Source organism: Streptococcus sp. OH4692_COT-348 (assembly GCF_003859975.1).
GTDB lineage: Bacteria > Bacillota > Bacilli > Lactobacillales > Streptococcaceae > Streptococcus.
The window spans coordinates 1-21,657 of the sequence record NZ_RQZB01000023.1; the positions used below are offsets into that span (position 1 = coordinate 1).

The 21,657-nt window shown below is 40.4% G+C and carries 26 protein-coding genes, 1 tRNA gene and 2 pseudogenes; 25 read left to right on the forward strand and 4 right to left on the reverse strand.

Going from position 1 to position 21,657, the window contains the following annotated elements; genetic code table 11:
* From EII37_RS10415 to EII37_RS10455, 9 genes are all read left to right on the forward strand, one after another.
* On the forward strand, window positions 1–221 hold a 221-nt coding region (locus EII37_RS10415; protein ID WP_124788522.1), incomplete at its 5' end, for a hypothetical protein.
* Between the two features lie 19 nt (window positions 222–240).
* Window positions 241–957 carry a hypothetical protein gene (locus EII37_RS10420; RefSeq protein ID WP_260424866.1) on the forward strand — a complete coding sequence of 239 codons (717 nt, stop codon included), beginning with the start codon at window positions 241–243 and terminating at the stop codon, window positions 955–957.
* An 11-nt stretch (window positions 958–968) separates the two neighbouring features.
* Window positions 969–1,436 (forward strand): hypothetical protein, encoded by a 468-nt coding sequence (locus EII37_RS10425; protein ID WP_124788523.1) that lies wholly within the window; start codon window positions 969–971, stop codon window positions 1,434–1,436.
* On the forward strand, window positions 1,420–1,911 hold the full coding sequence (locus EII37_RS10430; protein ID WP_124788524.1) for a hypothetical protein: 492 nt from the start codon (window positions 1,420–1,422) through the stop codon (window positions 1,909–1,911). Before EII37_RS10425 ends, EII37_RS10430 begins: the two co-directional genes overlap by 17 nt.
* Window positions 1,912–1,915: 4 nt before the next feature.
* Window positions 1,916–2,236 carry a hypothetical protein gene (locus tag EII37_RS10435; RefSeq protein WP_124788525.1) on the forward strand — a complete coding sequence of 107 codons (321 nt, stop codon included), beginning with the start codon at window positions 1,916–1,918 and terminating at the stop codon, window positions 2,234–2,236.
* Between the two features lie 5 nt (window positions 2,237–2,241).
* The gene (locus tag EII37_RS10440) at window positions 2,242–2,883 is read left to right on the forward strand and encodes a hypothetical protein (protein WP_185696006.1); all 642 of its coding nucleotides are present in this window, start codon (window positions 2,242–2,244) and stop codon (window positions 2,881–2,883) included.
* Between the two features lie 12 nt (window positions 2,884–2,895).
* Window positions 2,896–3,240, forward strand: a complete 345-nt coding sequence (locus EII37_RS10445; RefSeq protein ID WP_124788527.1) for a phage holin — start codon at window positions 2,896–2,898, stop codon at window positions 3,238–3,240.
* Window positions 3,233–4,099 (forward strand): CHAP domain-containing protein, encoded by an 867-nt coding sequence (locus tag EII37_RS10450; RefSeq protein ID WP_124788528.1) that lies wholly within the window; start codon window positions 3,233–3,235, stop codon window positions 4,097–4,099. Before EII37_RS10445 ends, EII37_RS10450 begins: the two co-directional genes overlap by 8 nt.
* 354 nt (window positions 4,100–4,453) lie before the next feature.
* A complete protein-coding gene (locus EII37_RS10455; RefSeq protein ID WP_311766546.1) occupies window positions 4,454–4,993 on the forward strand; it encodes a PBECR4 domain-containing protein in 540 nt (179 codons plus the stop codon).
* Here EII37_RS10455 and EII37_RS10460 read toward each other — a convergent pair.
* Window positions 4,988–5,203, reverse strand: a complete 216-nt coding sequence (locus tag EII37_RS10460) for a hypothetical protein (RefSeq protein ID WP_124788530.1) — start codon at window positions 5,201–5,203, stop codon at window positions 4,988–4,990. The genes EII37_RS10455 and EII37_RS10460 overlap by 6 nt on opposite strands.
* A 122-nt stretch (window positions 5,204–5,325) precedes the next feature.
* On the opposite strand from EII37_RS10460, the gene acrIIA3 reads away from it, so the two are divergent.
* From acrIIA3 to EII37_RS10485, 5 genes are all read left to right on the forward strand, one after another.
* Entirely contained in the window at window positions 5,326–5,724 is a 399-nt protein-coding gene (acrIIA3, locus tag EII37_RS10465) for an anti-CRISPR protein AcrIIA3 (protein ID WP_124788531.1), read from the forward strand.
* A 95-nt stretch (window positions 5,725–5,819) separates the two neighbouring features.
* Window positions 5,820–6,092: a hypothetical protein gene (locus EII37_RS10470; RefSeq protein ID WP_124788532.1), complete on the forward strand. Its 273-nt coding sequence runs from the start codon at window positions 5,820–5,822 to the stop codon at window positions 6,090–6,092.
* A gap of 12 nt (window positions 6,093–6,104) precedes the next feature.
* Window positions 6,105–6,290, forward strand: coding sequence for a hypothetical protein (locus EII37_RS10475; RefSeq protein ID WP_124788533.1), 186 nt, complete (start codon window positions 6,105–6,107; stop codon window positions 6,288–6,290).
* Window positions 6,287–6,895, forward strand: coding sequence for an AP2 domain-containing protein (locus EII37_RS10480; RefSeq protein WP_124788534.1), 609 nt, complete (start codon window positions 6,287–6,289; stop codon window positions 6,893–6,895). The genes EII37_RS10475 and EII37_RS10480 overlap by 4 nt, the downstream gene beginning before the upstream one ends.
* Before the next feature lie 212 nt (window positions 6,896–7,107).
* Window positions 7,108–7,356 carry a hypothetical protein gene (locus EII37_RS10485; protein WP_124788535.1) on the forward strand — a complete coding sequence of 83 codons (249 nt, stop codon included), beginning with the start codon at window positions 7,108–7,110 and terminating at the stop codon, window positions 7,354–7,356.
* A gap of 335 nt (window positions 7,357–7,691) precedes the next feature.
* Here the strand turns inward: EII37_RS10485 and EII37_RS10490 are convergent.
* A tRNA-Ser gene (locus EII37_RS10490) sits at window positions 7,692–7,779 on the reverse strand.
* A gap of 161 nt (window positions 7,780–7,940) precedes the next feature.
* Between EII37_RS10490 and EII37_RS10495 the strand changes: the two genes are divergently transcribed.
* The 4 genes from EII37_RS10495 (at window position 7,941) to EII37_RS10510 (ending at window position 13,930) form a co-directional block, all read left to right on the forward strand.
* Complete coding sequence (locus tag EII37_RS10495) at window positions 7,941–8,681, forward strand: DeoR/GlpR family DNA-binding transcription regulator (RefSeq protein ID WP_124788536.1); 741 nt, start codon at window positions 7,941–7,943, stop codon at window positions 8,679–8,681.
* Complete coding sequence (gene pfkB / locus EII37_RS10500) at window positions 8,678–9,589, forward strand: 1-phosphofructokinase (RefSeq protein ID WP_124788537.1); 912 nt, start codon at window positions 8,678–8,680, stop codon at window positions 9,587–9,589. The genes EII37_RS10495 and pfkB overlap by 4 nt, the downstream gene beginning before the upstream one ends.
* Window positions 9,586–11,538 (forward strand): fructose-specific PTS transporter subunit EIIC, encoded by a 1,953-nt coding sequence (locus EII37_RS10505; protein WP_124788538.1) that lies wholly within the window; start codon window positions 9,586–9,588, stop codon window positions 11,536–11,538. The genes pfkB and EII37_RS10505 overlap by 4 nt, the downstream gene beginning before the upstream one ends.
* A gap of 88 nt (window positions 11,539–11,626) precedes the next feature.
* Window positions 11,627–13,930: a DNA translocase FtsK gene (locus EII37_RS10510; RefSeq protein WP_124788539.1), complete on the forward strand. Its 2,304-nt coding sequence runs from the start codon at window positions 11,627–11,629 to the stop codon at window positions 13,928–13,930.
* A gap of 44 nt (window positions 13,931–13,974) precedes the next feature.
* Here the strand turns inward: EII37_RS10510 and EII37_RS10515 are convergent, their stop codons facing one another.
* The gene (locus tag EII37_RS10515) at window positions 13,975–14,403 is read right to left on the reverse strand and encodes a DUF6556 family protein (protein ID WP_124788540.1); all 429 of its coding nucleotides are present in this window, start codon (window positions 14,401–14,403) and stop codon (window positions 13,975–13,977) included.
* Between the two features lie 138 nt (window positions 14,404–14,541).
* Between EII37_RS10515 and EII37_RS10520 the strand changes: the two genes are divergently transcribed.
* From EII37_RS10520 to EII37_RS10540, 5 genes are all read left to right on the forward strand, one after another.
* Window positions 14,542–15,684, forward strand: a complete 1,143-nt coding sequence (locus EII37_RS10520; RefSeq protein ID WP_124788541.1) for a cysteine desulfurase family protein — start codon at window positions 14,542–14,544, stop codon at window positions 15,682–15,684.
* An 8-nt stretch (window positions 15,685–15,692) separates the two neighbouring features.
* The gene (thiI, locus tag EII37_RS10525) at window positions 15,693–16,907 is read left to right on the forward strand and encodes a tRNA uracil 4-sulfurtransferase ThiI (protein ID WP_124788542.1); all 1,215 of its coding nucleotides are present in this window, start codon (window positions 15,693–15,695) and stop codon (window positions 16,905–16,907) included.
* Between the two features lie 135 nt (window positions 16,908–17,042).
* Entirely contained in the window at window positions 17,043–17,867 is an 825-nt protein-coding gene (locus EII37_RS10530) for an alpha/beta hydrolase (RefSeq protein ID WP_124788543.1), read from the forward strand.
* 20 nt (window positions 17,868–17,887) lie between these two features.
* Complete coding sequence (locus tag EII37_RS10535; RefSeq protein ID WP_049488578.1) at window positions 17,888–18,628, forward strand: esterase family protein; 741 nt, start codon at window positions 17,888–17,890, stop codon at window positions 18,626–18,628.
* A 12-nt stretch (window positions 18,629–18,640) separates the two neighbouring features.
* Window positions 18,641–19,807, forward strand: coding sequence for an acetyl-CoA carboxylase biotin carboxylase subunit family protein (locus EII37_RS10540; protein WP_049488580.1), 1,167 nt, complete (start codon window positions 18,641–18,643; stop codon window positions 19,805–19,807).
* A gap of 302 nt (window positions 19,808–20,109) precedes the next feature.
* Here EII37_RS10540 and EII37_RS10545 read toward each other — a convergent pair whose 3' ends face one another.
* Window positions 20,110–20,973, reverse strand: coding sequence for a helix-turn-helix domain-containing protein (locus tag EII37_RS10545; RefSeq protein WP_049488582.1), 864 nt, complete (start codon window positions 20,971–20,973; stop codon window positions 20,110–20,112).
* 183 nt (window positions 20,974–21,156) lie between these two features.
* Between EII37_RS10545 and EII37_RS11450 the strand changes: the two are divergent.
* Together EII37_RS11450 and cbpJ are read left to right on the forward strand one after the other, a co-directional pair.
* Window positions 21,157–21,267 (forward strand): annotated as a pseudogene (locus EII37_RS11450) (PhrA family quorum-sensing system peptide); the annotation flags it as partial.
* Between the two features lie 59 nt (window positions 21,268–21,326).
* Window positions 21,327–21,657: pseudogene (gene cbpJ, locus EII37_RS10550) on the forward strand (choline-binding protein CbpJ); the annotation flags it as partial.

Sequence of the window (21,657 nt, forward strand, 5' to 3'; positions counted from 1 at the left end):
CACAAGATGGCGACCAACAAAAATTGGTCAAAACTACTGTAGTCAACACAGACAATGAAGCTGTTTCAACAACATCTGAAACGCTGCATGACCCGGATCTGTACGCTAAAAATCGTAAGGTCATGCGTACCCATGAACAAGAGTTGCGTACTATGCGATACAAGATTGAAGATGAAATCTTGGCTGAGCGAGATAGCGGAAATACTGATCATCAAGAGTAATTTTAAAGGAGAATAACAAATGGCAACAAATTATGAACTAGCAGCAACACCTATCTACCGTCAACCAGAAAATTCGACGATTGTAGTCATCAAGAAAGAAAACGGTCAACGATTCAGCTATGAGCAAGCAGGATTGTCGGGCGACCGCACTCATGAAAGTCAAGAGATGCTTATCCAAGCGGTTTTGGATGTTATTAAGGCGGAACTTGACCCAGCGAGCGCTATCGTTCAGACACAAGCGAAGTTGCAAGAAAATCAAGCTAAATTGGAACAGGCTGAGCAGAAAGTAGCTCAAACAGAAGCTAAACAGAATGATCTTGAAGCACTTGCGAATCGCATTAATAAAGTAGTGCGAGTGATGGCTCAAGATTCAATCATGGGTGAGAAAGTTTCTTACGGCACAACCTACAAAGAAATGGTTGAGTTATTCCCTCTTGCTGAATTCGGTAAAGTTTATGAGCCTGGTGCAATCTTTGCGGTTGAAGATCCTGGTCACGTTGAAATCAATGGAGAAGGTAAACGTATCTTGATTCAAACGAATCAGTCATTTACTTACCAAGGAGAAACACTTGCCCAACTTGAAGGGACACCTTACCAGAATGGTATTCTAGCACCTTGGAAATTTAATGCGCCGAAAGCACCAGATGAACCTACAACTGTCGCACCAGCAGCTGCAGTCTCTACGACAGCTACCGTAACGGAACCTTCTGCTACAACAGTTACACCTAACCAATAATGGAGGTGACTATGGACGTCTTACAATCAACAGAACATTTCTTCATGAACGTGCTACCAGTAGCCACACCAATCGTTGTCGCTTGGTTAGGCTATAAAATGCCGAAGAAATCAAAGGAACAGACAGACCAAATCATTTCAGAATTGAATGATGTTAAAGTTAAAATCAAAGATGTCCAAGAAACTGCATGCGACAGCAACGCCAAAATTGACGAAGTCCAAGAGAAGCTGAAGTTACACGACGAGGCGCACCTTGTTACGATGAGGATGCGTCTTGATCGTGACATTCGAAGGGCTATCCGTCGTGGATTTACCACAAAGGACGAGTTCTATGTAGTCGAAAATATGCACAAAAGCTATAAAGCTCTTGGAGGCAATGGCTACATTGACCACTTGTACAACAATTTTGAAGCATTGCAGATTAGGGACGACATCTTAGTTGAAGACGAGAAAGGAGCGCAGAATGGCTTATGTTCTTAATTCAACCAATCTCGAACAAGTGGACGGTGGATTTCTAGTCAAGCAAGGCGATGTGGCTTCCACATTTGCCTTTTCTTTGCTTGATGAAAATCATGAGCCTATTCCACATCTTGAAGGACAAGAGGCATCTATCACGTTGACGAGAACTTTGACGAAAGTCCAGGAGCAATTACGCAAGACAGCAGTCGTGACAAACGGCGCAGTTGCCTTTAATTTGGGCATGATTTTACCTGCTGGCCCATATCGAATCGAGGTAGCTGTGGGTGGATATACATTCCCAAGCGACGACTCGACTCAAATCCAAATCACAAAATCAGATAAGAATCTGGTCACAGAAGAAGTCCATGCTTTAAAGGAGCTGGATATTGCTGAAGAAATTAAAAAGCAGCTTGCAGGTAGGTCTGTAGGTAGTGACGGTACAGTGAGTCAGGAATTCCCTGACTTGCTCTTTTATTATAATTTAGGAAAGGTGTAGGAATATGGACACAACGAAATTAACAGCATTCGCACAGGCAGTTGGGGTTGACATCAAGGAATTGAAACAGCTGCTTAATGGCAAAGTTGACAATGCGACAGTCACACAACTGATTGAACAGGCTAAAACAGCAGTTAAAAATGACATTTTGGGCGAGGGTGTATCTGAGGACCTGAACACCCTTAAAGAAATCGCTGATAAAATCGCAAGCATGAGCGGAAGCACTGAAAGCGCAGTTGTTCAAAAGATTTCAGATTTAGGCACACGACTTGACTCTTTTGCCAATCTCGACCTGATCGCAACATATAATGCAGCGAAAGCGTGATTGCTATGAGCAATTTAGAGGAATTTGCTAAAGCAGTTGGCCGTGATGTGAAGCGATTCGAAACGGATTACACAAGCAAAGCAGAGCTTGAAGCGAAAGATTACATTGAGGGGAAAACAGAATACCAAATTTTGAAGTACCAAGTGGAATCTTTAGTAAAGCAAACGCAGACTTTACAGGAGCAGCTGGTTCTTATTAAACCTGCACCGAAAAGGGCGCCGATGGCTCATACGTTGGATAGATCAAGTGTTCCATGGACAATCTGGTTTGATAACGGATGTGGCTTACAACTGCCATCGTATGCAGAAACAGCTACAATCTATGGTTACGGTCAAAGTATTGATTTACAACATAAGGAATGGGATGCGTTCCCACTTGTCGGGAATATCATTTCATTGTCAAGAGGGACATTGACATTAGATAATGTAAAGAATACAGTAAACGCAATATATTGGGCAGAGGATACAACTGTCTTAAATCCTATCAAAAACAAAGATGATTACACCTGGATAACTGCCCGCTGTGGCGAAAAAGGCAGTAAGCATCAATGGGCGTGGGAACGTGAAGCAAACATTGTTCGAGTTATGTATCAATTGGGCATTTGGGACGCTAAAACCGTTGAAAGCTTAGGCGCAGTAAGGCGCTAGAAAGGAAAACATATGACACAACTAAATGAATTTATTATTGCTTTTGCGACAGGATTTTTAGCAGTAGCAACAGGCAGTATCGTGAAAGCAGTCAAAGATTACCTTTTGCGAAAAGGCGGAGAAAAAGCTGTAAAAATCGCTGAAATTCTTGCTAAGAACGCAGTTAACGCCGTGGAGCAGGTAGCAGCTGAAACAGGCTACAAAGGTGATGAAAAGCTGGAGCAAGCTCGTGATAAAGTTCGAGCTGAGCTTACAAAATACAACATCAGCATGACTGACAAGGACCTCGATACATTTGTTGAGTCGGCAGTCAAACAGATGAACGACGCTTGGAAAGGAGATGATGCTAATGTCTAAGAAACAAGATATGATTAACGATCTCATGGCTCACGCTGATGCAGGGACTGGGGTTGACTATGATAAGATGTACGGCTATCAATGTGCTGATGTGACGTGCTACGGAATCTACGAGTATTTCGGCACTCGTCTATGGGGTAACGCTATCGACTTGCTACGGTCCGCAGAATCGGCAGGCTTGCAAGTGGTCTATGGTGCTCAATATCCTAAGGCTGGTTGGTTCTTCGTTAAGAACTTCGTAGCAGGAGATGGAGTGAATTATGGCCATACTGGTCTTGTCTACGAGGACTCTGACGGCTCTACTATTAAGACAATCGAGCAGAACATCGATGGTAACTGGGACTATCTCGAAGTCGGTGGCCCTTGTCGATACAACGAGCGCTCTGTTGATTCGATTGTGGGGTATATCGTTCCGCCTGAAGAAGACGAATCAGGCTGGAAACATGATGAGACTGGCTGGTGGTGGCGTCGTAAAGACGGCTCATATCCAACTGCTAAATTTGAAGCAGTAGATGGGAACTGGTTCTATTTCAATGAAAACGGCTATATGTATGAGAGTCAATGGCTACATCATACAGACGGTAAGTGGTACTGGTTTGACAAGGACGGCTACATGGCCAATAGCGGCTGGAAGAAAGTCAATGGCAAATGGTACTACTTCAATGCAGACGGTGCTATGCAAACTGGATGGGTTAAATACTACGAGAAGTGGTATTATCTCAATTCAGAGAATGGCGACATGGTATCGAATACTTTCGTGCCATACAATGGCGGATACTACCTCATGCTTGAAGATGGTCGATTGGCTGACAAAGAAAGCTTTAAAATTGAGCCAGATGGCTTGATCACTACGAAATAATTTTAAAAAAATAAAACGAAAGGAAAACTTTCTAAAATGTATTTCTACCCCACAGGACTCGTTCTTGTGGGGATTTTTTCGTTAAAAAGAGCGAGAAATATTGACTTTTTTAAAGAAAGATGTCATAATTGAATTGGAAAAAACGTAAAAGTACCTCTTTCTCGTTATCCCGACTTCCAAAATGTCGTTAAACCGCTCGGAGATCCATGGTGACATGGACACATAGTAGTAAGCACGCTATGTGGCTTGGCAGAGCTAAAAACTGTTCCCTTGCGATAAGCCTAATAAGCACAACATAGGGAGTTAGAGAAGCGACTCTAATCATCCACTTTGGGCAGTAGTGAGAACTGCCCCGTGCTTTTTTATTTTGAGAAAATATGGAGTTTGTCGTTGGAATTACTTGATTGTGTTTTAGATTATCAAGAAAAGTTCGATGGAAAAACATGTCAAGTATCAACGAATTATAAGTATTTAGAGACTTTCGAAGTAGATTTTTGCTTGACTGATTTACATCACTTATTTGGCTTGCACAAAATCACACGAGATTATGCTAGTCAAACAATACCTGATATTCAAGCTGGTGTTTTTATTTTGGAAGAATATAAAAATAACCCCATGTATAATGATGTTATAGAAAGGATATCTTTGTATAGCTTTATAGGGGATATCTTCTACTCTAAGATAACAAGTTGTTGTATTGTAGCTAAGGATTTATCTAAAAATACTATGAAATTGGACGTCATATTTTTTGAAGATAGAAATAAAAGATCCGCAATTTTAGGTCTACGAAGAGATAAACGCGGAGTATTTAAACCGGTTACTCTACATTTTACAAGCGCTAAAAAATATGCTAAAGTTCGTAAAACAGATGTGAAAGCAATTAAGTGGTTATAAACACTCACCGCAGGCAATAGCTTGCGGTTTTTTTGTTTGCTCTGAAATACGCTTGATAATCGCTTGAAATTCCTGGAAAACATTTATAGATATAGGGTTAGGAGTGTTCTTTTTCGCTTGAATATCTTTATTTTGCTCTGAAATTGACTTGTCGAGATCAACAAATAGCTTTATAAAGCCCTTGGTTGCCAATTTTGTTGACGTTAACAAAATTGCTCTGAAAGTACTTTCTGAATTAAAAAAAGATTAAATTTCTTTGTGTTTTCTGTTGACATACGTCAACAAAAAGGTGTATAATTAAGACATAAAGATAAGGAAAGAGGAAATCAAAAATGAAAAAAGTAGCTTACGACAAATCAGGAATCATGAAAGAAGCTTGGGATATGTTCACACGTAACTATCAAATTTGTGACTTTGAATATGCAGACTTTTCTGGTCGTGAATACTTCGAATATGCTTCATTTGCTGACTGCTTGAAAGAAGCTTGGGCACATGAAAAAGAAGTGGTTGAACGTGTTAACCAAAAATTTGAAAACGCTGAAACATCTGAAGAAGTAAAGGCTTGGGATTGGGCTTGCAAAAAAATCGGTGTTGCATTTGAAATGGATGCTTATACAAAAATGACAAACGTTGAAAACATGGAAAAAGAAGCTTGGCCAGGAACTAGCGTATGGTCACTAGCTATGCGTGCAGTAAAACTTCATATGGAACTTTTCGGGCAAAAAGCCTAAAATTTTTTAACTTATTGTTGACAAAAGTCAACAATAGCGATATAATATAATCAAGATAAAGGAAGGGAGTTTAAAAGAACTCAAGGTAAAATAAAATGGCAACATATAAAGAGTATAAAGAAGCGTTGAGAAAGCAAAAAGAACAAACGCAAGCAATCCGAAACGAAGTTTTTTCAGATAAAGCAGAAATACTAGCGAAAGACCTTGTAAAAATTTCAAATGGAGACGTTTATAAAATTATTCAAAAATTCGGACGTAAATATGAAGAAAGTACAATCATTAAAATTGAAAAAGAAAACGTACAACATCATATCGATGAAGCTAAAAAAGTTAGAGAACTTGCTGAAATTATGGCAAGCGTGAAATAAAGAGGTAACTCAATGAAAATTGACACGAAGAAGGTAGAGATGGTCTTAATGGACGAGACCATCCCTGCCAATCTCTTTGAAAAAGAGTTAGGCATTTCACGTTCAGCAGTTACTAGACTGCGAAAAGGAGAACGTGAATTTAAAAATTTCACAATCGATACTGCTGAAAAAATTCAAAGATGGATTGACAAAAAATGAAGCTTGATTTGACAGGGAATAAATATGGTCGTCTGACCGTCCTTGGAGACGACGGAACAAGAACAAAAAGTGGCAAAGTGTTGTGGCATTGTCTTTGTGAGTGTGGCAATACAACCTATGTTCGTGCTGACCATTTTAGGAATGGCTCAATAACCTCGTGCGGTTGTTTAAATAACGAGAAAAAGCATGAACGCTTCAAGGATTTAACGAATACTGAAACGGATAATTTTAAAGTAATTGATAAAGCATACTCAAAAAATCAACGCGTCTACTGGAATTGCGTTTGCAAGCATTGCGGAAATCGCATCGAATTACAAAGCAATCAGATAGAGCGATATTCAAGTTGTGGTTGCAAGCGTAATCGCAGTACAAAAGAGCGAATGGCTGAGATATCTGATCCGAAATCACTAAGAACCAACAAGCCGACTGTTAAAAGCACAACAGGCGTTCGAGGGGTATATTACAACAAGCGTAAAAAGAGATACGTTGTATATATCAACGTTGATAAAAAATCAAAATATTTAGGCAGTAGCGTCTATCTGGAAGAAGCTGCTAAAATTCGCCGTGAAGCAGAAATCGAATATGGATATAAGCAGGAACCGTGACAATCATCACGGTTTTCTATTTTGCAAAAACGTGCATTTTGAACGATTAGAAATCAAAATCACCATCATATAGTTCAAAAAAGCGGTTTCTTGAAGAATAGAGAGGGTGGATGTAGAGTATTATTGTCAAAAACGGTGTTTTGTTAAAAATAATGATTTTTTCATAACTTTTTATCTTCTTTTACGAATAGATAAGTAAGGAGGAAGAAAATATGAACATTTTGAACATTAAACTTGCAAGCGTAGAGCAGACAGACTTAGGTTTTGAACATTGGATAGATGTGACTTACCAAGTGCCGATTTTGAAAAATAAGTACACGGTGAATATACTCCTTTTGTTAGATTTTGAAGTTGAAGATAAGGAACTATTGGATTATCTGGTAACAAGCTGGAAATATCGTGACATCGTAGGGCATTCAACTATGATGTACCAGATTGAAAAGGGCAAAAAAGGGGCATAATTCAAGTATATTTTAATACAGAATTGAGCCGTGATTTTAGCTAATTTTTGAAGAGACATGACCCAAAACAGACCCTAAGGTCGCTATGAGTTGATTTAACAATCTTTTCAACACTCCCACCGGCTCCATTGATAATTTACATTGTTTTGTAAATCTTTCTAAAACGTTGTTTTTACAACGTTTTTTATTTTTGTCTTTGCTATTCCTTGGTATTCTTTTGCGAAAAAGGATACAACAAAGGAGTCACAAATAGACCCTAAAACAGACCCTATTTTTAAAGAAGCGATAAAAAAAAGATACAACATTTGTTGCATCCTAGAAATAATTTTCTTCAACGGAAGACATGGGATTCGAACCCACGCACGCTGTTACACGCCTACCGCGTTTCCAACACGGCCTCTTAAGCCTCTTGAGTAATCTTCCAATACTTACTCAAATAGTCTACCATAAAGGTTCTTATCTTGCAATAAAAATTCTAGAAATAAGAAAAATGATAGAATTTGAAAGAAAATGATAAAAAATGCTTGACTATGAAATGAAGTATGATAGAATGAATAGTGTAAACGATAACAGGAGGTAATGCAGTGTTAAAAACAGAGCGGAAACAACTGATTTTAGAGGAGTTACATCAACATCATGTAGTTTCTCTAGAAAAATTAGTTGGTTTGCTAGAAACGTCAGAATCAACGGTTCGAAGAGACTTGGATGAGTTGGAAGCGGAAAACAAGCTTCGTCGCGTGCATGGTGGAGCAGAATTACCCCACTCCTTGCAGGAAGAAGAAACCATTCAAGAAAAATCTGTCAAAAACCTTCAAGAGAAGAAGTTGTTGGCTCAGAAAGCAGCCTCTCTCATTAAGGAACAAGATGTCATCTTTATCGATGCTGGAACAACTACAGCCTTTTTGATTCATGAATTGGTCAATAAGAATATTACTGTTGTGACAAATTCGATTCACCATGCCGCACAGTTGGTTGAAAAGCAAATTCCAACTGTCATGGTTGGAGGAAGTGTCAAGATGGCTACAGATGCTAGCATCGGTGGCGTTGCTCTTAACCAGATTAACCAATTGCACTTTGACCGTGCCTTTATCGGGATGAATGGTGTGGACGATGGCTATTATACGACTCCTGATATGGAGGAGGGAGCTGTGAAGCGTGCTATTTTGGAGAATGCCAAACAGACCTATGTCTTGGTCGATTCGTCAAAAATTGGACAAACTTGCTTTGCTAAGGTAGCACCACTCAAACGAGCTATTGTTATCACAAGTCAAGGGCATGAGCTCTTGCAAGCTATTAAGGAGAAAACGGAGGTAATAGAAGTATGATTTATACAGTCACACTCAATCCATCCATTGACTATATCGTTCGCTTGGACCAAATTCAAGTCGGTAGGGTCAATCGAATGGACAGTGATGATAAGTTTGCTGGTGGGAAAGGAATCAATGTCAGTCGTGTCTTGAAACGTTTGGGTATTCCCAATACAGCGACCGGATTTATCGGAGGCTTTACTGGTAAATTTATCACAGATACTTTGACAGAGGAAGAAATCGAGACACGTTTTGTCCAAGTAGCAGAAGATACTCGCATCAATGTCAAGATTAAAGCAGACCAAGAAACAGAAATCAACGGGACTGGTCCAAATGTGGAACCAGCTCAGCTAGAAGAATTGAAAGCTATTTTATCTAGTTTGACTGCAGAAGATACAGTTGTCTTTGCTGGTTCAAGTGCTAAAAATCTAGGCAATGTTATCTACAAGGATTTGATTGCCTTGACGCGCCAGACGGGTGCGCAAGTCGTTTGTGATTTTGAAGGACAGACCTTGATTGATAGTTTGGACTACCAGCCACTTTTGGTTAAACCAAACAATCATGAACTTGGAGAGATTTTTGGAGTGAAACTCGAAAGTTTAGATGAAATTGAGAAATATGCTCGTGAGTTACTGGCTAAAGGTGCTCAAAACGTCATTATCTCTATGGCTGGTGATGGTGCCCTTCTTGTCACATCTGAGGGAGCTTACTTTGCTAAACCAATCAAGGGGACAGTCAAAAATTCAGTTGGAGCTGGTGACTCTATGGTTGCTGGATTTACAGGAGAGTTTGTCAAATCAAAAGACGCAGTAGAAGCCTTCAAATGGGGAGTTGCTTGTGGAACAGCAACAACATTCTCAGATGACTTGGCAACTGCAGAATTTATTAAAGAAACATATGAAAAAGTTGAGGTAGAAAAACGATGAAAATTCAAGACCTATTGAGAAAAGATGTCATGTTGTTGGATTTACAAGCAACTGAAAAAACTGCTGTCATCGAGGAGATGATTAAAAGCTTGACAGATCACGGTTATGTGACAGATTTTGAAACCTTTAAAGAAGGCATTTTGGCGCGTGAAGCTCTCACTTCTACAGGTTTGGGTGATGGAATCGCAATGCCTCACAGCAAAAACGCTGCTGTAAAAGAAGCGACAGTTCTCTTTGCCAAGTCAAACAAGGGTGTTGACTACGAGAGCTTGGATGGACAATCAACTGACCTCTTCTTTATGATTGCAGCTCCAGAAGGTGCCAATGATACTCACTTGGCAGCCTTGGCAGAATTGTCTCAATACTTGATGAAAGACGGTTTTGCTGACAAACTTCGTCAAGTAACATCAGCTGACCAAGTTATCGAACTTTTTGACAAAGCTTCCGAAAAAACTGAAGAGCCTGTTCAAGCACCTGCTAATGACTCTGATGAGTTTATCGTTGCTGTTACAGCTTGTACAACAGGTATTGCCCACACTTACATGGCTCAAGAAGCCCTTCAAAAAGTGGCTGCTGAAATGGGTGTTGGAATAAAGGTCGAAACCAACGGTGCTAGCGGTGTTGGTAACCAACTAACTGCGGAAGACATTCGTAAGGCTAAAGCTGTTATCATTGCAGCAGACAAGGCCGTTGAAATGGATCGTTTCGATGGCAAACCATTGATCAATCGTCCAGTTGCTGACGGTATCCGTAAGACAGAAGAGTTAATTAACTTGGCTCTTTCAGGAGAAGCGGAAGTCTACCGTGCAGCTAATGGTGCAAAAGCTGCAACAGCCTCTAACGAAAAACAAAGCCTTGGTGGTGCCTTCTACAAACACTTGATGAGTGGTGTATCGCAAATGTTGCCATTTGTTATTGGCGGTGGTATCATGATTGCCCTTGCCTTCTTGATTGACGGTGCTTTGGGTGTTCCAAATGAAAATCTTGGTAATCTTGGTTCCTACCATGAGCTAGCTTCTATGTTCATGAAAATTGGTGGAGCTGCCTTTGGTTTGATGCTTCCAGTCTTTGCAGGTTATGTTGCCTACTCTATCGCTGAAAAACCAGGTTTGGTAGCAGGTTTCGTGGCTGGTGCTATTGCCAAAGAAGGTTTTGCCTTTGGTAAAATTCCTTATGCTGCAGGTGGTGAAGCAACTTCAACTCTTGCAGGTGTCTCATCTGGTTTCCTAGGTGCCCTTGTTGGTGGATTTATCGCAGGTGCCTTGATTCTTGATATCAAGAAATACGTTAAAGTTCCTCGTTCACTTGAAGGTGCAAAGTCAATCCTTCTCTTGCCACTTCTTGGGACAATCTTGACAGGATTTGTCATGCTAGCTGTTAACATCCCAATGGCAGCAATCAACACTGCTATGAATGACTTCCTAGGCGGTCTTGGAGGAGGTTCAGCTGTCCTTCTTGGTATCGTTCTTGGAGGAATGATGGCTGTTGATATGGGTGGACCAGTTAATAAAGCAGCCTATGTCTTTGGTACAGGTACGCTTGCAGCGACTGTTTCCTCAGGTGGTTCTGTAGCCATGGCAGCAGTTATGGCGGGAGGAATGGTTCCACCACTTGCAATCTTTGTTGCAACTCTTCTTTTCAAAGATAAATTTACTAAGGAAGAACGCAACTCTGGTTTGACAAACATCATCATGGGCTTGTCATTTATCACTGAGGGAGCAATTCCATTTGGTGCCGCTGACCCAGCTCGTGCGATCCCAAGTTTCATCCTTGGTTCAGCAGTAGCAGGTGGACTCGTTGGTCTTACTGGTATCAAACTTATGGCGCCACACGGAGGAATCTTCGTTATCGCCCTTACTTCAAATGCTCTTCTTTACCTCGTTTCTGTCTTAGTAGGAGCAATTGTAAGTGGTGTAGTCTATGGTTACCTACGCAAACCACAAGCATAAAACTTAGATAGAAAATGAAAAGATTGGACCGTTTGGTGCAGTCTTTTTCTCTTTCCGAAATGCCTGTGAAATATGGTATAATAGAAGAATGGGAAACAAGAATACAAGTAAAACAAGACGGAGACCGTCTAAAGCAGAACTCGAAAGAAAAGAAGCGATTCAACGAATGTTGATTTCGTTGGGAATCGCGCTTTTATTGATTTTCGCAGCCTTCAAATTAGGGGCTGCAGGTATCACCCTTTACAATCTAATTCGCTTGCTGGTGGGTAGCCTAGCTTATCTGGCAATATTTGGCATCCTACTCTATCTCTTCTTTTTCAAGTGGATACGAAAACAGGAAGGCCTCCTATCTGGCTTTTTCACCATATTTGCAGGTTTGCTCTTGATTTTTGAGGCCTATTTAGTTTGGAAATATGGTTTGGACAAGTCGGTCCTAAAAGGAACCATGGCGCAGGTTGTGACGGATTTGACTGGTTTTCGAACGACTAGTTTTGCTGGAGGGGGCTTGATTGGGGTCGCTCTTTATATTCCAACCGCCTTTCTCTTTTCAAATATCGGCACTTACTTTATTGGTTCTATCTTGATTTTAGCAGGCGCTCTCCTAATCAGTCCTTGGTCTGTTTACGATATTGCGGAATTTTTCAGTAGAGGCTTTGCTAAATGGCGGGAAGGGCATGAGCGTCGAAAAGAGGAACGCTTTGTCAAACAAGAAGAAAAAGCTCGCCAAAAGGCTGAGGAAGAGGCTAGATTAGAACAAGAAGAAGCTGAAAAAGCCTTACTCGATTTGCCTCCTGTTGATATGGAAACGGGTGAAATTCTGACAGAAGATGTTGTGCTTGACGTTCCACCTATTCCAGAAGAAGAGTGGGTGGAACCAGAAATCATCCTACCTCAAACTGAACTTGAATTCCCTGAAGAGGAAGAGGGCTCTGATGATGAAGATGTTCAGGTAGATTTTTCAGCAAAAGAAGCCCTCGAATATAAACTTCCAAGCTTACAACTCTTTGCCCCTGATAAACCCAAAGACCAGTCTAAAGAGAAGAAAATCGTTCGTGAAAACATCAAAATCCTAGAAGAAACCTTTGCTAGCTTTGGTATCAAGGTAACAGTTGAACGGGCTGAAATTGGGCCATCAGTGACCAAGTATGAAGTCAAGCCAGCAGTTGGAGTACGAGTCAACCGCATTGCCAATCTCGCAGATGACCTCGCTCTAGCCTTGGCAGCCAAGGATGTCCGAATCGAAGCACCTATCCCAGGGAAATCCCTGGTCGGAATTGAGGTGCCTAACTCCGAGATTGCCACTGTGTCTTTCCGTGAACTTTGGGAACAATCTCAAACGAAAGCAGAAAATCTCTTGGAAATTCCTTTAGGGAAGGCTGTTAATGGTACCGCAAGAGCATTTGACCTTTCTAAAATGCCCCACTTGCTAGTTGCAGGTTCAACGGGTTCAGGGAAGTCAGTAGCAGTTAACGGCATTATTGCCAGCATTCTCATGAAGGCGAGACCCGATCAAGTTAAATTTATGATGGTCGATCCCAAGATGGTTGAGTTGTCTGTTTACAATGATATTCCCCACCTCTTGATTCCAGTCGTGACCAATCCACGTAAGGCCAGCAAGGCTTTGCAAAAGGTCGTGGATGAAATGGAAAATCGTTATGAACTCTTTGCCAAGGTGGGAGTTCGGAATATTGCAGGCTTTAATGCAAAGGTAGAAGAGTTCAATGCCCAGTCTGAGTACAAGCAGGTTCCGTTACCGCTCATTGTCGTGATTGTGGATGAGTTGGCTGACCTCATGATGGTTGCCAGCAAGGAAGTGGAAGATGCCATCATTCGTCTTGGGCAGAAGGCGCGTGCTGCCGGTATCCACATGATTCTTGCAACCCAACGTCCATCCGTTGATGTCATCTCTGGTCTGATCAAGGCCAATGTCCCATCTCGAGTGGCTTTTGCGGTATCATCAGGTACAGACTCGCGCACCATCTTGGATGAAAATGGAGCAGAAAAACTGCTTGGTCGAGGTGACATGCTCTTTAAACCGATTGATGAAAACCACCCAGTTCGTCTCCAAGGATCCTTTATATCGGATGACGATGTCGAACGCATCGTAAACTTCATCAAGGCTCAGGCAGATGCGGACTACGATGAGAGCTTTGATCCGGGTGAGGTTTCTGAGAATGAAGGAGAATTTTCAGATGGTGATTCTGGTGGAGATCCGCTCTTTGAAGAAGCCAAGGCTTTGGTAATCGAAACGCAGAAAGCCAGCGCATCTATGATTCAGCGTCGTTTGTCAGTTGGATTTAACCGTGCGACCCGTCTCATGGAAGAGCTTGAGATGTCAGGTGTCATTGGTCCAGCTGAAGGTACCAAACCAAGAAAAGTTTTACAACAATAAAAAAATAGCTTCTTTCCAAGTTTGGAAGGAGGCTATTTTAGTGATTATTGATTAGTTTTATTTTCCGAAGTTGGGGTATTGGACTGTTTTTCATTTTCAGTAGTAGGTTTACTTGTGGCAGATGTAGTAGAGTCTTGAGTTGCTGTTTTCTGCTCTTCTTTTTTCTCTTCCTTGACGCTAGCTTTTGGTGTTTCCTCTTGCTGTGTTTTTTCTTGAGAAGTGTTATTTTCTTTATTGGGACTAGTATTTTCCTGAGGGGATTCCTTTTGAATTTCTTTGACAATTGTTGTCGTCTGGCTTGTCGTAGGTTCTTTTTTAGTATTTTTGTTATTATCCAAGGCGTTCATGATAGTGATACTTGCGGTAATTAAGCCAAGGATACTACCGATAGTAGCAACGGTTTTTTGAAAGACTGTGAAGCCTTTTTTGATGTGTTCTGTTTTTGGTTTTGAAGTTCTACGATAATTAGACATACATTCTCTCCTTTAATTAAAGTTTATTATACCGCATTTCTTTAAAAAAATCTTAAAAAAAGAGGAATTGCCCTTTCTTGTCGCAAGCTCCGTTTCATGATACAATAGAAGGAGTGATTTTAGAAAGTGTGAGAAAACATGATTTACTTTGATAATTCGGCGACGACCAAGCCTTATCCTGAAGCTCTTGAAACCTATATGCAGGTGGCTTCAAAAATTTTAGGAAACCCATCTAGTCTCCATCGTTTGGGAGACCAAGCAACACGAATATTAGATGCTTCCCGCCAACAGATTGCAGATTTAATCGGTAAGAAAAGTGAGGAAATCTTCTTTACTTCTGGTGGAACAGAAGGGGATAACTGGGTCATCAAGGGTGTGGCCTTTGAAAAATCCCGGTTTGGAAAGCACATTATTGTATCAGCCATTGAACATCCGGCAGTCAAAGAGTCAGCCCTCTGGTTGAAATCTCAAGGATTTGAAGTAGATTTTGCTCCAGTTGATAACAAAGGATTTGTGGATGTTGAGGCACTAGCAGATTTGATAAGACCTGATACGACCCTCGTTTCCGTCATGGCTGTGAACAATGAAATCGGTTCTGTTCAGCCAATTGAGGCTATTTCAGAACTGTTAGCAGACAAGCCGACTATTTCCTTCCATGTTGATGCGGTTCAGGCACTTGCTAAGATTCCAACTGAAAAGTATCTGACAGAACGAGTGGATTTCGCGACCTTCTCTAGTCACAAGTTCCACGGAGTTCGTGGCGTTGGTTTTGTCTATATCAAGTCTGGCAAGAAGATTACTCCTCTTTTAACAGGTGGTGGCCAAGAGCGTGATTATCGTTCGACAACTGAAAATGTCGCAGGAATTGCAACGACAGCCAAGGCTCTCCGTTTGTCTATGGAAAAGTTAGATATCTTTACGAGCAAGACAGGGCAGATGAAAGCGGTGATTCGCCAAGCACTTCTGGACTATCCAGATATTTTTGTCTTTTCAGATGAGGAAGAATTTACCCCTCATATCCTGACTTTTGGAATTAAGGGTGTTCGTGGTGAAGTCATCGTCCACGCCTTTGAAGACTATGATATTTTTATCTCAACGACCTCTGCTTGTTCATCCAAGGCAGGAAAACCTGCTGGGACTTTGATTGCCATGGGAGTGGATAAGGATAAGGCCCAGTCAGCTGTGCGTCTTAGTCTAGACCTTGAAAATGATATGAGTCAGGTCGAGCAGTTTTTGACCAAGCTAAAATTAATTTACAATCAAACTAGAAAAGTAAGATAGGAGCATTTATGCAGTATTCAGAAATTATGATTCGCTACGGAGAATTATCAACTAAACATAAAAATCGTATGCGTTTCATCAATAAACTTCGTAATAATATTTCAGACGTTTTGTCTATCTATCCCCAAGTTAAGGTAACCGCAGATCGCGACCGTGCCCACGCTTACCTTAATGGAGCTGATTACACCGCAGTAGCAGAATCGCTCAAACAAGTATTTGGAATTCAAAACTTCTCTCCCGTTTATAAGGTTGAAAAGTCCGTGGATGTTCTTAAGTCTGCTGTCCAAGAGATTATGAAAGAAACCTACAAGGAAGGGATGACCTTTAAAATCACTGGTAAGCGTAGCGACCACACCTTTGAACTTGATAGTCGTGAACTCAATCAAACTCTTGGTAGTGCTGTTTTCAAGGCTATTCCAAACGTGAAAGCTCAGATGAAAAATCCAGATATTAATCTTCAGGTTGAGATTCGTGAGGAAGCGGCTTATATTTCCTATGAAACCTTTCGTGGAGCAGGAGGATTACCTGTGGGAAGTTCTGGTAAAGGCATGCTCATGTTGTCAGGAGGAATTGATTCACCTGTGGCAGGTTATCTAGCTCTTAAACGAGGGGTAGATATTGAGGCAGTTCACTTTGCCAGTCCACCTTACACGAGTCCTGGTGCTCTTAAAAAAGCCCAAGATTTGACCCGTAAATTAACCAAGTTTGGGGGTAATATCCAGTTTATAGAAGTACCTTTCACAGAGATTCAAGAGGAAATCAAGGCTAAAGCACCAGAAGCCTACCTCATGACCTTGACACGCCGTTTTATGATGCGGATTACCGATCGTATTCGTGAGGTACGAAATGGTTTGGTTATCATCAATGGGGAAAGTCTTGGCCAAGTAGCTAGCCAGACCTTGGAAAGCATGCAGACTATTAACGCTGTGACCAGCACTCCAATCATTCGTCCCGTGGTTACTATGGATAAGTTGGAAATCATTGACATCGCTCAGGCAATCGATACCTTTGATATTTCTATCCAGCCTTTTGAAGACTGCTGTACGATTTTTGCACCTGACCGTCCTAAGACCAATCCTAAGATTAAAAATGCAGAGCAGTATGAAAAACGGATGGATGTTAAGGGCTTAGTTGAGCGAGCAGTAGCTGGAATCATGATTGCTGAAATTACACCTCAAGTTGAAAAAGATGAAGTAGATGACTTGATTGACAATTTGCTCTAATCAGAAAATCCAAAAGAATTTAGAAAAATAAATGAAAAAGTTAGTTTTTAATCCAAAAATGGAAGCAAAGCTAACTTTTTTTCTATAATTGTGATATAATGAGATAAAATTTTGAATATAGAGAGTTTTCTGACAATGAATCAATCCTACTTTTATTTAAAAATGAAAGAACATAAACTCAAGGTTCCTTACACTGGTAAGGAGCGCCGTGTACGTGTTCTTCTTCCTAAAGATTATGAGAAAGACACGGATCGTTATTATCCTGTTGTTTACTTTCATGACGGGCAAAATGTTTTTTATAGCAAGGAGTCTTTCATTGGTCACTCGTGGAAGATTATCCCAGCCATCAAGCGTAATCCTGATATCAGTCGCATGATTGTCGTTGCTATTGATAATGATGGTATGGGGCGGATGAATGAGTATGCGGCTTGGAAGTTCCAAGAATCTCCTATCCCAGGGCAGCAGTTTGGTGGTAAGGGTGTGGAGTATGCCGAGTTTGTCATGGAGGTGGTCAAACCTTTTATCGATGAGACCTACCGTACCAAAGCTGACCGCCAGCATACGGCTATGATTGGCTCCTCACTAGGCGGCAATATTACCCAGTTTATCGGTTTGGAATACCAAGACCAGATTGGTTTTCTAGGGGTCTTTTCATCTGCAAACTGGCTCCACCAAGAAGCCTTTAACCGCTATATCGAGCGGAAGAAACTGTCCCCTGAACAGCGCATCTTCATATATGTAGGAACAGACGAAGCAGATGATACGGACCAGACCCTGATGGCTGGCAATATCAAGCAAGCCTATATCGACTCGTCGCTTCGCTATTACCATGACTTGATAGCATGTGGGGTACACTTAGATAATCTTGTTTTAAAAGTTCAGTCTGGCGCCATACATAGTGAAATCCCTTGGTCAGAAAATTTACCAGACTGTCTCCGTTTTTTTGCAGAGAAATGGTAAGTTAGGAAAGGAGAAAGCCAATGCATATTGAAAACCTTAGCCACTGGAGTGGTCATCTCAACCGTGAAATGTACCTCAACCGTTATGGGCATGCTGGGATTCCAGTTGTGGTCTTTGCTTCATCAGGTGGTAGTCACAACGAATACTATGATTTTGGCATGATTGAAGCCTGTGCTTCTTTTATCGAGGAAGGCCGTGTCCAGTTTTTTACCCTATCCAGTGTAGATAGTGAGAGCTGGTTGGCTACTTGGAAAAATGGTCACGACCAAGCAGAGATGCACCGTGCCTACGAGCGCTATGTGATTGATGAGGCCATTCCTTTTATCAAGCATAAGACAGGTTGGTTTGATGGTATGATGACGACAGGTTGCTCCATGGGCGCCTACCATGCAGTCAACTTTTTTCTCCAGCATCCAGATGTTTTTACAAAGGTGATTGCTCTCAGTGGTGTTTACGACGCACGTTTCTTTGTCGGCGATTACTACAATGACGATACTATTTACCAAAACTCGCCAGTAGATTATATCTGGAATCAGGACGACGGCTGGTTTATCGATCGTTACCGTCAGGCAGAGATTGTGCTGTGTACGGGTCTTGGTGCCTGGGAACAAGACGGTTTACCATCTTTCTACAAGCTTAAAGAAGCCTTTGACCAGAAACAAATTCCAGCCTGGTTTGCTGAATGGGGACATGATGTCGCTCACGACTGGGAATGGTGGCGCAAACAAATGCCTTATTTCCTTGGCAATCTCTATTTATAAAAGGAGTTACCTATGAATTACCTTGTTATTTCTCCCTACTATCCGCAAAACTTTCAACAGTTTACCATTGAACTAGCTAATAAAGGAATCACAGTCTTGGGAATTGGTCAAGAGCCTTACGAGCAATTGGATGAACCTTTACGAAATAGCCTAACCGAGTATTTCCGTGTATATAATCTTGAAAATATAGATGAAGTCAAACGTGCAGTTGCTTTTCTCTTTTATAAACATGGGCCAATTGACCGCATCGAGTCTCATAATGAATACTGGCTTGAGCTGGATGCAACACTCAGAGAACAATTCAATGTCTTTGGTGCTAAACCAGAGGATCTCAAAAAGACTAAATATAAGTCTGAAATGAAGAAACTTTTCAAAAAAGCAGGTGTCCCTGTGGTACCTGGAGCTGTTATCAAGACTGAAGCAGATGTGGATCAAGCCGTGAATGAAATCGGCCTTCCAATGATTGCCAAACCTGATAATGGAGTGGGCGCAGCGGCCACCTTCAAGCTTGAAACAGAAGACGATATCAATCACTTCAAGCAAGAGTGGGACCATTCAACTATTTATTTCTTTGAAAAATTTGTCGCTTCCAGCGAAATCTGTACCTTTGACGGGCTCGTAGACAAGGATGGTAAAATCGTCTTTTCAACGACCTTCGACTACGCCTATACACCGCTGGATCTCATGATTTACAAGATGGACAATTCCTACTATGTTCTTAAGGATATGGATCCCAAATTACGTAAATATGGTGAGGCAATTGTCAAAGAATTTGGTATGAAAGAACGTTTCTTCCATATCGAGTTCTTCCGTGAGGGGGATGATTATATTGCCATTGAGTACAATAACCGTCCTGCAGGTGGTTTTACCATTGATGTTTATAACTTTGCCCATTCCTTGGACCTCTATCGTGGCTATGCAGCTATTGTCGCAGGAGAAAAGTTTCCAACATCAGAGTTTGAAACTCAGTATTGCTTAGCTACATCCCGTCGTGCAAATGCTCACTATATCTATTCTGAGGAGGACTTGCTTGCCAAATACACTCAGCAGTTCAAGGTTAAAAAAATCATGCCAGCGGCCTTTGCGGAACTTCAAGGAGATTACCTTTATATGCTGACAACTCCGAGTCGACAAGAAATGGAGCAGATGATTAAGGACTTTGGTCAGCGTCAGGCTTAAGAGACTATCGGATTAAGGAAATGGACTCCCTTAATCCTTTTGTTTTGTCTGGTAAAAAATAAGAGCATCCTAACAAGGTAGCTATCATAAGATTCGTTTGGAAATTATAGTGAACTGAATCTGAAGTAGTAGACTGTAGTTCTTAAAGCATTGTTGGGCTTAGTTTGAGTTTCCTAATCAATTTGTTTAGTTTTTTTATTATGTGACTATTAGTCGCATAATAAAAAAACTGATAGTATTAATTTCACTATCAGCCTTACAGGTTATTTAACGTTTCAGAAAGACTATAATGTCAAGATTAACTAAACAGTATTTAATTCCTTTAAATAATTTTCTATCTTCATCAACATTAAAGGATTGTTATAAATCTTACATAACTCTCTTGCTTCTATATAATAATTTTTGACTTGTTCTTTGTCTAGAAATTTGGCTCCAGCATTTCCTACAAGAATAAGTAAGGGAGCCAGTTGATAGCTTGTCTGTCTTTGTTTACAGAGTTCAATCGTCTCAAGAGCTTCTTGGATGGCTTCATTATATTTTTCCTTTGATACTAGGTAGTGAGCGTAGTTGTAACGAACTCTGATGTAGCCAAATAAAAACTCTTGATACTCAAAATTTTTTGTTTTATATAACTCCATCAAATGAGAGTAGTTTGCCTCATATGCTTGTTCACGACCCACTAAGGAATAGAAATTAGATAGAGTATTCAACGCCTTTAAATAAATCAGAGTATTTGAGGAGACTTTTAATAATATATTTTCCAATGAAGAAATTGCATCACACTTACTGTCATATTGATAGAAGTCAATTATAGCTTTAATCCATTCAAGGTAAGTTCGGTCTTCTAGTGTTAGAAAAGTGTTTCGTTCAGCCTCTATTTTATAAAGATATTCTAAATCGTCATAATTTCTATCATCTAATAAGCGAGCAGATAATTGCTTGAAGTTAGAGAGGTTAGACTTAACTTCGATTTGTTCATTGAAAAAGTAATCCAAAGGGACTTCAAGTCGTTGAGAGAGTTTGAATAACAAGTCTGCGGAGGGAATAAAATGACCTCTTTCAATTTTACTAATCTGACTTTGTTCACAAATTCCTTCTGCAAGAGTTTGTTGGGAGAGACCTAACTCTTTTCTCTTTACTCTGAATTTCTCAGCGAGTATATTCATAAAAAATATTATTCCTTTCTACTTAACTTAATTATATTTCTTTTAGTTAAAAATAGCAAATCTGGAATAAAAAATGTTTATGTGTAATAATATAAAATAAAAGTCAAAATAAACATAAAAACTTGACTGATTTTCATATGTGTGTTAGAATTAAGCAGAAAGAAAGGAGGTTCACAATATAAGATGAGGAGAAATCGTGGAATTAAAAAAATAGTTATATTTGTATTACTAAGTGTTCTTGCATTTGGTAATACAATTTCCTATCAACAGTTTGTTCAGAAGAATAGACAAATGGTAAGGTTTATAACTTCTCCTCATCTGGTGTGTTAATTTAATATTGGAGGTATATATAAATGAAACTTTTTAAAAAAACTATGCAAGTTGGACTGACAGTATTTTTCTTTGGTTTGCTAGCGACAAGTGCAGTATTGGCGGATGATGCTGATTCAGAAGGTTGGAAATTTGTCCAAGAAAATGGTAGAACCTACTACAAGAAGGGTGACATCAAAGAAACCTACTGGCGAGTGATTGATGGGAAGTACTATTATTTTGATCCTTTATCTGGAGAGATGGTGGTCGGCTGGCAATATATTCCGTTTCCATCTAAAGGTAGTACAATTGGTCCTTACCCTAATGGTATAAGATTAGAAGGTTCCCCAATGCCAGAATGGTACTACTTTGACA